We start from the raw sequence: 11,021 nt of genomic DNA, 5'->3' as shown, positions 1-11,021 counted from the left end.
GCCATAGCAACCCTTGATCGACACTTTTCCGTCGTGCGCCGGTGCCGGCGCCTCGGACGGCTAAATGATCATATAGTTGGTAGCCATGGCCCTTTATATGCAGATTGCTGATGATTTAGCTCGTCGTGTGCGGTCCGGGGAGTTGGCGGCGGGTGAGGAGTTGCCCGGCGTGCGGGAGTACGCCCGGACTCTGGGAACGACGTCGTCGACGGTGGTGCGGGCCTACCGCTATCTGGCGGATGCCGGAGTGATCACCATGGCGGACCGGCGGCGGGCGCGGGTCGCCGGTGAGGGTGCGATCGCCGCGGCGCGCCTGTTGGAGCCAGAGAGGGTGTTCCGGCTGGCGGGCAGCGATGACCCGGCGCTGGGTGTCCTGCTTGACCGGCTCGGCGCGGCGGTCGTGCCGGTAGGGGCGCGGGGGAGTTTCCAGGGGCTGCGAGCGGTCGCGCGTGGCGAGGCCGATGGCGCGGTGATCCACCTGCGCCATCGGGATGGCGTGTACAACGAGGCGTTCGCGCGGGCGGTGCTGGGTCGCGACAAGCCGCGTCTTCTGCATCTGTGGCGGCGTGAGCAGGGGCTGATCGTCCCGGCGGGCAACCCACGGGGCCTGGCGTCCGCCGCCCAGCTCGGTGGTCTGCGGGTGGCCAGGCGTGAGTTGGGCGCGGGTACTCGGCTGCTGCTCGAACAGCTTCTACTCACCGACGGGGTCGCGCCGCACGAGATTGCCGGGCCCGAACTGCATTCGCATATGGAGATCGCGTTTGCCGTTGCCACGGGTATCGCCGATGTCGGTCTGGGGGTGCGTGCCGGGCTGGCGGATCTGGGGCTCGACTTCGTCCCGCTGCTGTGGGAGCCCTACGAGATCGCTCTTGGCCATGGCGCGTTGGGGGCGGCCCGACCGCTGATCGCCACACTTCGGGATCCGCTGTTCCAGCGATCTGTCGCAGATCTGGATGGCTATGACCTTCAGCACACTGCCACCGTCCGGCCGCTGGTCTCGGCCAATCGCTGAGCCGGTAATCCTTGCGATTGCTGGTTCGCTCAGTAGTAGCACAGACCGAAACTAATGATCAGCATATAGGGCACCCGCCAGGAAAAACAGTCTGCATCTGCGGGACCGCGTGTTGTCTGATCCCACCTGTGAATACTGAGACCAGTACAGCGCCAGCCGAAACCCCTGCCGAGACATCTATCGCCTCGGGGCGGCGGCCGTGGCTGACACCAGGTGTCGGAGGGATTGGGACGGCGAGCTTCCTCGCCGATGTCGGGCATGAGGTGCCGACCTCGCTGATGGCGAGCTTTGTCACCACGACCCTGGGCGCGCCGGCCGCGGCACTGGGCGCGATCGAAGGAGTGTCGGAAGGGCTGGCCGGGGCGGGCAGGTTCGTCGGCGGCGCGCTGGCGGACGATCCCGGCCGGCGGCGCGCGGTCGCGGTCGGCGGCTACACTACCACGGCGGTGTTCTCCGCACTGATCGGGGCGACCACCTCCGTAGCCCAGGCGGGGATGTTGCGGGCTGGCGCCTGGGCGGCCCGCGGACTGCGGGTACCGGCCCGCAACGCGCTGCTCGCCGACGTGGTGCCCGCCGTCGCCTACGGCCGGGCCTACGGGTTTGAACGGACCATGGACAACCTCGGCGCGATCATCGGCCCCTTGCTGGCGCTCGGCCTGGTGTCGCTGGTCAGCGTGCGCACCGCCATGCTGATCTCGCTCGTTCCCGGTCTGCTGGCGGCGCTCGCGATCGTCTACGCGATCCGGCAGGCAAAGCTGCCACGGGCCACCGGGCGGCGCCGGTTGCGGTTCCAGATCCGGCCGGTGCTGCGCGGGCAGCTCGGCCGAGTGCTGGCGGGGTTCACCGCCTTCGAGGTCGGCAACGTGGCGGGCACCCTGCTGATCCTGCGCGCCACCGATCTCCTGGCCGCCGGCCACGGCACGGACGCGGCCACCCGGATCGGGATCGCGCTGTACATCGCCTACAACATCGCCGCAACGGCCGCGTCCTTTCCCGCGGGCGGGCTGTCCGACCGGATCGGCCGTCACGGCCCGCTCCTGGTCACCGCCGTCGGAGTAGCGACGTTCCTGGTCTCCTACCTGCTGCTCGCGGTCTCCGGACCGGTGATCTGGCTGCTCGGCGTGGCCTTCGTGCTCGCCGGAATCGGGATCGGCTGCGCGGAGACCGCCGAACACGCGGCCGTCGCGGCCCTCGCGCCCGACGAGATCCGAGGGTCGGCGTTCGGGCTGCTCGCCACCGTCCAAGCGGTCGGGAACCTCGCCGCGAACGTCGTCGCCGGCCTCCTGTACACCCTCGCCTCGCCCACCCTCGCCTTCAGCTATCTCGCGGCCTGGATGGTGCTCACGCTCGCCCTTCTCCTGTCGGTGACAGTGGCGCCGAGCGCCAGAAAAACAGCCTGATGCCCGCCATACACGGCCCCTCACCTCGCCGGAACCACGCAAGCCCCTCCGAGCCCCACCCGGCTCCGCCGTGGCAGGGCCGCTCCGGAAACGCCGGGACGTCAGACCGGTCACGGCCATGCCCGCGGAACAACCGCGATCATGCTCGCGGAACGACCGTGACCATGGCTTCAAACTGACCGCGGGCATGTGTTTGGGCCGGCCGGAGGAGGGCGGGATGGCAGTCGGGCAGCCGAGTCCTGACCTCTTCCCGAGGCATGCCACGGACCTTGTGTCGGCGGCGCTTGGAGACACCCGGGTGGTCGTCGGCGGCGCGCGGCAGGTCGGCAGGTCGGCAGGTCGGCAGGTCGGTAGGTCGGCAGGTCGGCAGGAGCACGCTCGCCCAGATCGTTCTACCCGCCAAGATCGCAAGATGGGATGAGACAGGAGATGCCCACCCTGACAGGGCCACAAGGTCGTACGCCAGTGGATCTGGCGAGTCGGCCGCCGCCCGCGGCCGTATCCTGTGATCTGTGAGCATCTTGCGGGACGAGCTGCATAGATTGATTGACCGGCTGCCTGAATCGCAGGTGGCGCCGATCCTGGCTCTCGTGCGCGAGAGCACCCCGACCGAGGACGGCGGCGACGAGTGGCCGCTGCCAGACTTCGTGGGCGCGCTGTCCAGCGGCAAGGGCGACCTCGCGGCCCGCTCCGGCGAGATCCTGCGTGCGGAGATGGGACGCGAACCCGAGTGATCATCTGGGACACCGGCCCACTCGTCGCCGCCATCGACGCCGACGACAAAGATCACGCCCGGTGCGTCGCGCTCATGCGACGTACGCCCCGCCCGTTACTCGTTCCCTACCCCGTGCTCACCGAGGTCTGTTACCTGCTGGAGCGGGAGAAGGGTACCCATGCCGAAGCCGCGTTCCTGCGCTCTATCGGTACCGGACAGATCACCCTGATCCCGCTGGCAAAGACGGACATCGATCGGATTGTTGAACTGATCGAGAAATACGCGGACTTCCCTCTCGGCTCGGTTGACGCCGCTGTCATCGCGATCGCTGAAAGACTTGGAACAGATGCCATAGCAACCCTTGATCGACGGCACTTCTCCGTCGTGCGCCCCAGAAGCCCCGTCACGCTCCTACCGTAGCCGCGAGCCCCTCCCCTTCTCAGCGAACGAACGCTACGACCTTCACCTGATCGGGATCGAGAGGAGGGACTACCGATGACAACGATGAGATGGGACGACGTCAAACGCCAGGCCAAGCAGCACGTGTCGCCGCCGGCCACCCGGTACCGCCTGCGCTGGGTGCCTGCTACAGGAGTGCGTCGAGTTCGTCAGCGCGCTCGAGCGCCTTGACCAGTCGCGCGCCGGACAGGACAGGAAGGCCGCTCAAGCCACACGCACCTGCACCGCGGTGGTCAGAGGGTGGACGTCAAGTGCGGCTCGATCCGCTGGCGTCGCGTCTTCGAGGTAGAGCTCGGCGGCTTCGCGAATGTTCGCCAGTGCCTCCTCCACGGTGTCGCCCTGGCTGATCACACCCGGCAGCTCCACAATCTGGACGACATACCCACCGTCCGGGTCTGGCGTCAGTACCGCTGTGAGCAGTCTTGTCTCAGCCACGCGACGAGCGTACAGCGCCACGTGACGTCGATCCGCCAGAACGATCATTCCGGCAGGGCTCCCTGTCCGCCACTGTCTACCGGTCCAGGTCCGGGCTGGCCTTCCTGCTGCTGTGTTCGGTGGCGGTTGACGGAGCCGATGTCAGGCGACGATGTAGCTCGAGTCGCCGAACTCGGCGGTGACCTTCAACCGTCCGCCGAGAGCCTCGACGTAGGCGCGCAGGACCGACACCGACACCACATCCAGCTTTCCGCGTTCCACATCGGAGATGCGGGGACCGGATACGCCCATGGTTTCAGCGACCTCGCGTTGGGTCAGGGCGCGGCTGCGTCGGACCTCGGCCAGCCGGTAGGCGTGGATCTCGTCGTCGAGACGGCGCTGCCCGGCCTCACGGTCGGCGTCGGTCCGTACCGGGTGGCCGGCGGCGACACGTGCTGCTTGGCCTGGCGTTTGACGTCGTCCCATCTCATCGTTGTCATCGGTAGTCCCTCCTCGCGATCTCGGTCAGATGAAGGTCGTAGCGTTCGTCCGCCGCGGGTATCGCGGTCTCATACCAGTGCTGCCAGTTGCCGGACTTGTCTCCGGCCACCAGCAGCACCACACGGCGGACCGGGTCGAAGGCGAACAGGATTCGGATCTCGCTCGTGCCTGCCGAGCCAGGCCGTAGCTCTTTCATGTTGTGATGACGTGAGCCCTTGATCCGGTCGACCAGGGGCCGGTCGAGGGTCGGGCCTGCGGCGGCTAGCCGGTCGATGGCGTCCTCGACGAGGTCGGCCGAGTGGGGGTCGTTCTTGGTCAGGTCGACGAACCACTCGACGACATCCTCGGCCAGGAGGACTTCCCAGCTTCGCACTCGAACAGCTTAACCCAGGCATTAAGTTCTCGTTGGCCTGAACATGCCACGGTGTGCCCGTGGCAACGATGATCGCCTGGTCCCATCGATTGGTTCCGGTGAGGATCGGATGGCCGTTGACCTGGGCCAAAGCAGGCCAGCCGGCGGTCGGCACTGGCGACCGTCCAAGTGTATCCATCGCTGTACCCAAGCCGGCGGGTTGGCGGACGAACACGCACACCGGCGGACGGTGAGCGCAGGTCACGCAGCGGGTGTTCGTGCTCGTCCGTCGACGTGCGCCGGCTCGGGTACACGACCAGGTACATGACGTCGCCGACCTCATAGGCCTTGCCCTATACAGGCAAGAGCCTATAGTGAGGAGGTGCGCCGGGATGCCCGGCTACTCGACGAGGTCGATGACGTGGCTGTTGAGCCTCGACGACAGTAGCTACGACCTGGTCACAGCCGCGATCGACAAGCTCGCAGACGACGGCCCGGCTTTAGGCCGGCCTCTGGTCGACCTCATCAAGAGATCCCGACACCACAACATGAAAGAGCTGCGCCCGGGATCATCCGGCTCGGGAGAGGTACGCATCCTGTTCGTGTTCGATCCACAACGGCGGGCGGTACTGCTCGTCGGCGGTGACAAGTCCGGTGACTGGAATGGCTGGTACACCCGAAATATCAAGATCGCCGATGATCGGTACGATGAGTGGTTGCGTAGTGAACATGGAAGCTGATCGGGAGGAGGCGCACACGATGACAAGTACATGGAGCCAGGCACGAGCCAAGCGGCCTCCGAGGGAAGACAGAGTCGCGGAGCATCGCGCTCGTATGGACGCCGAGGTGCGCGCCTTCAGACTCAGAGAGATCCGCGAGGAGCAGGGCCTGACTCAGGTGGAGCTGGCCGAGCGCATGCACGTCAAGCAGCCGTCGGTCTCCGAACTTGAACGCGGTGCGCTCGACCGCGCAGGACTGTCCACGATCAGGGCCTACGTGGAAGCCCTCGGCGGAAAGATCGAGATCGTCGCCGACTTCGGTGATCGCAGAGTCGTCCTCGGCTAGGGATGCGCCCAACCGGTCATGCGGTGCGACGTAGTGCCTCTCCGTCATCGGCAGTGACCTGCCGGGCGTAGGCGTCGAACTCCTCGATCGACGCGAACGACCGCAAGCATCCCGCGGACAGATCCTCATCCGCATCCACGAGCACCTCGTCGAGCCAGGCGGGTGGATCAACAAGCTCGACATCACAGAGAGCTGCCGGCAGCTCGGGCTCCTGCATATAGCCCTCCCCGCTGTGCGGCACAGGCTGTCTCACCCGGTGCACGGTACGCTGTCATGGGATTCCGTGTGGATGGTAGTCGCGCAGAGCGCGACACCGGGGGTCCGGGGGCCGCCCCCCGGGTAGACATCACGTCCCTCGGCGAAGCCGATCAAAGATCGGCGAGCATGGCAAGCCGGCGGGTGCGCCGCCAGGGACTTGAACCCCGAACCCGCAGATTAAGAGGAAAGAGCGGTTTGTCCGCTGACGTCCGTGGACGTCCGCCGTGTCAGCGTGGCCTGCGCTCGCCGTCCACCGGTGTTCGTGCTCGTCCGCCAACATCCGCCGGCTTGGGTACACCGATGGGTACACCGGTCGCGGGACTGCACCGGGCTCGACTCGAACAATCTGACCCCTCCCGGGCCGGCAAGCGGGGGCACCTGCTGGTCGAGGAAGGCCTACAGTCTGCCACGGGACGTGGCCGATCAACACTGACGGCTGTTATGCCGCATTGACGTGCCCTGCTCGTCGGGAGGCCGCGCCGGGCCTTACAATCCATAGCCTATAGAGGTTGAAGGATCTTCCGCTCCGACGAAAAACTGATCATTCTGTGCGGAAGATTGTTAACCATCTCGCTAATCGTGCCCTCGCTCTCGCTCGTCGCGAATATGATCTGTACTGGAACGCCTCTGGTAGTCATCCATGCAGACCGAGACAAAAGACGCTCGAAGCTTATTGGCGCCGTATCTTGCTGCCGCGGTTCATCGAAGACCAAGAAAGCCGGGTGATTTCCATTACTGCGTAGGCTAGTTTCGAGTAAACCGAGGAGATACGACCAGATTAGTCTGATCATGTCACTTGCAGACAAGTCGAACCCGAGATCGAATCCTTCGTGGGTCGGACGATACGTATCGTCCGACACTTCAATCGTGTCGGGCTGAAGAGACCCGAAGCCGTAACTCTTCAGCTGCTCCCGAATGATTTTTTCCAACAGTCGGAGCTTGGCAAGATCGCTCTCGTCAACCCTTACTTCGCCTATCGCTCTAAGCCGCTCGCTATTTGAACGCCATGAGGTCGATATTTCGCTGAGCTGGCGGGTAATCCTAATGAGTTCTGCTTGCTTGCGGATCAGATCTTCGTGTCGGTCCTCGACCCTGATCCTCTCCGCGATGTCTGTTGCAGACGGCGTCGAGTCAACATCTGATAATGCCTGCTTATACACACGAACGCGCCGTCGTAGACCGGTAACCTGCTCGCGAAGGAGTAGTTCTCGCGCGGCAAGAGCGGTCGAAACTCGATCAACATCGTGAAGCATTGCGCGAAAAGTTTGAAGCTCTTGCTCTATAAAGGTTATATTTTCATCGATCGACATCGGAGCGTGTGAGATCTCCATGCCGTCACGAAGCTCCTGGTGGCAGGTAGGGCAGATACTGTAGTCGTCCAACAATCCGGATTGCGAAGCACCAAGCCTCTTAAGAGCCCTTAAATCGCGATGTCGTTGTAGATCCTCATCCAGCGCATCGATCCTACTTTCTATTTCGACCTTACGGCGGCGATTACTCTCAACTTCCTCCATGACAGCGGACAGTGCGGTAGCGGCGTTTGTAAGAGAATTCTGAGCAGACAGGAGTTCACTTTCTCCCTGTTTGGCGACTTGATCCACTCTACGAATCGGCGTTCTTTGAGAACGAGCTACTTCCGCCGCGAGACGATCAATCTCATCATCAAGGCTGGACCAAACCTGCCCGGTACTAATAGTGTAAGAGATCGAAGAGATCTCGAAGTTTTCTGAAGGTTTTTCAAAATCGCCTCTGACGACCACGCCGGCCGATTCAGCTGAAGTACTTAGTGCCCGCGCAACTGACTTCCAGTCGCTTTCTAAGATGGATCGCGCTGAAATGAGGCGTTGGCGAGTCAACACACGCTCGAATGCATCGAGCCCTAGAATGAATTCCACCGCCCTTTTTCCTGGCTCCCTGAGACCCAGATAGCCAGGTATCCTAGCTTGCACCCCGGACCATCCATGCTTTTGTTCTACGTAGAAGTAGGGAAAGAGCGCTTCGAGGTACAAGGGCGCCTCCCCACCATCCATTCGCGTAACTCGAGGAGTCTGCCAGCCAAGGAAGCGGTTGAGCTGGAAGTGAAACCCTGCCTCTCGCTGGGCCGCTCCCGGTCGACGCACAAAATAGTCTCGTTGTGGCCAGTCCCCTGGATCGGTCAGCATGGGGCCAGCCCAAGTTTGTATTACCGAGGTATCGGGTTGGCCACGTACCGTTCTTCTAATTGCCAAGATCTCGCCATTGCTATTCTCGATCTCAAGACTTACATACGACGATTCGATCGTGAATACTTCCCCGCCTGCTTCAATGATGTCAGTCATAGCATGAGGAAGCGGAACCTCCCTGCGGGGACTCAGCATTCCCTCCAGCCCAAGGCCATAGATTATTGCCTGCAGGCAGGTAGACTTCCCGCTCGAATTGTCGGCCCTGAGGATATTCAAGCCGTCGTCGAAGTCTATCGTCGTGCCGAAGGTCGGACCGTTAGTGTTCGCCTGCAGAGCGAGACGACGAATTTTCAGGCGCATCACTCAGCCCATCCACGCAACAGCATCGTGCACAAAACGTTGAGTGACTCGTCTGGGAAGTTTATTGAGAAATTCCTTTTCGGAACGAAGCGTGTCAGGGTCACGGTTGATGGCTTCGGCGAGAAGAAGACCTTTTTCTGTCAACGTAATTCGGCCGTTGCTAGAACGCTTCACAAGTCCAGAACCGTTGGCTAGATCGATTGACAGGGATATTGAGGGCTCGAAACGTACTATTACGTCGTCCGGCCTCTTCTCTCCACTGATCCACCGAAGGAAGACGGCTCTAGATTTCGTAGTTCTGATCGCCCAAGAAAGCACATGCAGCTGCTGAACTGTTGCTGTGTCTGCGCGACATCTGCGCAGTATCAGGGCGAGAATCACTAGCCGCCAGGATAGCCGGAGATCAGCAGGAACAGGATCTGGTCGGCGTGCGAATCTGACCGGCGTGTCGATGGCGGCGAAGGCACTTTCGAGGAAGTCCAGGTCATTCATGCTGCCGCCTCCGCCGGAATAAAGTCCAGAGGGCAGCGCATTAGCCAATCGGCTACCGAAGCCCAAGAAAACTGCCTGGCCATATCGATGCCGAGCGCCGGTACGGAACGCTGCAGATCCTGAGTCAGATCCTCTACGATTTTTAGGATCTGACTCGCCGAAGGACTATCGAAAAAGGCCCCGTACTCAAGTACTAGAAGGTCTTCTTTCTGGGCCCTGCAGCGTTCTGCGGCTTGCCACTGGTCGGGATACTTCAGGCGCATTGTTTCGAGCACGTTCTCAGCCTGAAGATACTGTTTCATGAGAGTCTCTAAGTAGCGGCGAGCCATCTCTTTACTGGGGAGAAACGAAAGTTTCCGCGTCGCTGTGGCGACGAGCTCGGTATTCTCTATGGCCCAATCGCTGGTTGGCACTTCAGGAAACTCCATGTCCATAAGCGGCGGCGGAATGCCCAGAAGTGAAGATCTTTCCCTAGAGAATGAATCGTCGGTGACGACAACAATAGCAAGATCGTTCGCTATGAATGGCAAGCCCCAGGACTTCACTTCTTCTACCTTGCCTTGGGCGTGCTGAAGAAGCTTGTGCGAGTCATGGCGATGGACCATGAACATGTAGCGTCGAATTTTTATCGAACCAACAAGGCGAGAAAGCTCCTGCTCATTGTGTCGAAGTTTTCCGAGATCTTTTGTGAGCTTGTTGCGCTGACTCTCGTAGAGGTCCGCTGTCGACAATGGCTCAAGGGCGGCGTAACACTGGTACGCGCATCCATCCTGCGTGAACGCCTCAAGGCCGAGGTCTCCGCCGTGGCGATCGGGAACTATATGAAAATCCTGGGCTCCGTGGTGGAGGCGTAGAATGGCCATGCAGTACCTTTCCCATTCCTTGCCGTCCCAGACGCGTACCGCTCCCACAGTTCCCCCCAGTAGCCACATGTGTACTGCAATCCTGCCTATCAATTGATGATCCGTCAATGGGTAGATCGGCCTGCGGTCTCTGCGGATAGGTGGTGCGCGACGCGCCCGGCGAGCATGGCGCGCCAGCGCCACGCGCAGGCGGTCGCGCGGCGCGGCCCGCTCTTGATCCTAAAACGGATAATTCGGCAGTCAGTCAGCCTCGGACATAGCCGGCGTCGTCCGTCGGGCCGCACCGCTGGTCGTCGGTTCGGCTCCGGTGTGGTCAGGCTGCGCTGCCGGCAAGCGCGGTGCGGTCGATGCGGGAGACGAGTTCGCGGGCGTGGGTATTTTGCTGGTACGGGGCGAGTCGTTTCCGCAGGTCGGTCATGGCGGTGACGTAGCGGGCGGAGGTGGGGACTCCGGCGGCGATGTCGATCGCCGTGTGGCCGGCGGTGATGGCGCCTTCGAGGTCGTTTTGCTGGGTGAAGCTGACGGCGACGACGGTTTGGCTGAGTGCCCCGCGGCGTCCCCGGTTCTGCTTACGGGCGGCCTCGACGGACTGGCGGGCGTAGCGGTGGGCTTCGGTCGGGTCGCCGATGTCGCGGAGACTGTTCGCGATCTCCCCCGTGACGTAGGGCTCGTCGATGAACTTTGCCCATTCGGGTTCGTTCGCCGGGTTGATGAGATCGAAGGTCTTTTCGGCCTGCGCGATCGTCGCGGCGGTGTCGGTGGAGCGGCCCAGGACCGACAGGGCGCGGGCTTCCAACACGTACAGGTCGGTCAGGGCGGCGGGGGCACGCAGACCACGCAGGCCGTGGCGGCCGGCGCGGGCGAGCCGGAGCCCTTCGTCGGGGTGGCCGAGTTGGGTTGCCTGGTCGGAGAGGCCAGCCAGGACATGGGCGCCGAGCATCCGGTTACCGGCGGCGTCGGCGAGCCGG

At 62.8% G+C, this 11,021-nt stretch carries 13 protein-coding genes; 7 read left to right on the top strand and 6 right to left on the bottom strand.

Features of this window, described 5'->3' with window-relative positions; genetic code table 11:
• Positions 1-85: 85 nt before the first annotated feature.
• The 5 genes from FrCorBMG51_RS03750 to FrCorBMG51_RS32355 all read left to right on the top strand — a co-directional run bounded on the left by FrCorBMG51_RS03750 (position 86) and on the right by FrCorBMG51_RS32355 (position 3,757).
• On the top strand, positions 86-1,012 hold the full coding sequence (locus FrCorBMG51_RS03750; protein WP_047221662.1) for a substrate-binding domain-containing protein: 927 nt from the start codon (positions 86-88) through the stop codon (positions 1,010-1,012).
• 278 nt (positions 1,013-1,290) lie between these two features.
• Positions 1,291-2,412, top strand: a complete 1,122-nt coding sequence (locus FrCorBMG51_RS03745; RefSeq protein WP_235433283.1) for an MFS transporter — start codon at positions 1,291-1,293, stop codon at positions 2,410-2,412.
• Positions 2,413-2,981: 569 nt separating this feature from the next.
• Positions 2,982-3,146, top strand: a complete 165-nt coding sequence (locus tag FrCorBMG51_RS03740; protein ID WP_235433282.1) for a hypothetical protein — start codon at positions 2,982-2,984, stop codon at positions 3,144-3,146.
• Positions 3,143-3,547: a type II toxin-antitoxin system VapC family toxin gene (locus tag FrCorBMG51_RS03735; protein WP_047221660.1), complete on the top strand. Its 405-nt coding sequence runs from the start codon at positions 3,143-3,145 to the stop codon at positions 3,545-3,547. The genes FrCorBMG51_RS03740 and FrCorBMG51_RS03735 overlap by 4 nt, the downstream gene beginning before the upstream one ends.
• Positions 3,548-3,622: 75 nt before the next feature.
• A complete protein-coding gene (locus tag FrCorBMG51_RS32355; RefSeq protein ID WP_268760519.1) occupies positions 3,623-3,757 on the top strand; it encodes a hypothetical protein in 135 nt (44 codons plus the stop codon).
• A gap of 33 nt (positions 3,758-3,790) precedes the next feature.
• Here the strand turns inward: FrCorBMG51_RS32355 and FrCorBMG51_RS03730 are convergent, their stop codons facing one another.
• The 3 genes from FrCorBMG51_RS03730 to FrCorBMG51_RS03720 form a co-directional block, all read right to left on the bottom strand.
• Positions 3,791-4,021: a type II toxin-antitoxin system HicB family antitoxin gene (locus FrCorBMG51_RS03730; RefSeq protein WP_200902315.1), complete on the bottom strand. Its 231-nt coding sequence runs from the start codon at positions 4,019-4,021 to the stop codon at positions 3,791-3,793.
• A 141-nt stretch (positions 4,022-4,162) separates the two neighbouring features.
• Positions 4,163-4,486 (bottom strand): XRE family transcriptional regulator, encoded by a 324-nt coding sequence (locus FrCorBMG51_RS03725; RefSeq protein WP_047221659.1) that lies wholly within the window; start codon positions 4,484-4,486, stop codon positions 4,163-4,165.
• Between the two features lie 10 nt (positions 4,487-4,496).
• Positions 4,497-4,874, bottom strand: coding sequence for a type II toxin-antitoxin system RelE/ParE family toxin (locus FrCorBMG51_RS03720; protein WP_047221658.1), 378 nt, complete (start codon positions 4,872-4,874; stop codon positions 4,497-4,499).
• 371 nt (positions 4,875-5,245) lie between these two features.
• Between FrCorBMG51_RS03720 and FrCorBMG51_RS03715 the strand changes: the two genes are divergently transcribed.
• Together FrCorBMG51_RS03715 and FrCorBMG51_RS03710 are read left to right on the top strand one after the other, a co-directional pair.
• A complete protein-coding gene (locus tag FrCorBMG51_RS03715) occupies positions 5,246-5,593 on the top strand; it encodes a type II toxin-antitoxin system RelE/ParE family toxin (protein ID WP_047221657.1) in 348 nt (115 codons plus the stop codon).
• Positions 5,594-5,699: 106 nt separating this feature from the next.
• On the top strand, positions 5,700-5,918 hold the full coding sequence (locus tag FrCorBMG51_RS03710) for a helix-turn-helix domain-containing protein (protein ID WP_235433281.1): 219 nt from the start codon (positions 5,700-5,702) through the stop codon (positions 5,916-5,918).
• 16 nt (positions 5,919-5,934) lie between these two features.
• Here FrCorBMG51_RS03710 and FrCorBMG51_RS03705 read toward each other — a convergent pair whose 3' ends face one another.
• The 3 genes from FrCorBMG51_RS03705 to FrCorBMG51_RS27875 form a co-directional block, all read right to left on the bottom strand.
• Entirely contained in the window at positions 5,935-6,135 is a 201-nt protein-coding gene (locus tag FrCorBMG51_RS03705) for a hypothetical protein (protein ID WP_047221656.1), read from the bottom strand.
• 541 nt (positions 6,136-6,676) lie between these two features.
• On the bottom strand, positions 6,677-8,698 hold the full coding sequence (locus FrCorBMG51_RS26155; protein WP_086055222.1) for an AAA family ATPase: 2,022 nt from the start codon (positions 8,696-8,698) through the stop codon (positions 6,677-6,679).
• Positions 8,699-9,186: 488 nt separating this feature from the next.
• Positions 9,187-10,101 carry a hypothetical protein gene (locus FrCorBMG51_RS27875; protein ID WP_157180374.1) on the bottom strand — a complete coding sequence of 305 codons (915 nt, stop codon included), beginning with the start codon at positions 10,099-10,101 and terminating at the stop codon, positions 9,187-9,189.
• Between the last annotated feature and the right edge of the window lie 920 nt (positions 10,102-11,021).

The sequence above is a fragment of the Protofrankia coriariae genome (assembly GCF_001017755.1).
GTDB lineage: Bacteria > Actinomycetota > Actinomycetes > Frankiales > Frankiaceae > Protofrankia > Protofrankia coriariae.
Note: the sequence above shows the minus strand (reverse complement) of the source record. Positions and strands in the feature narration are given on the sequence as shown.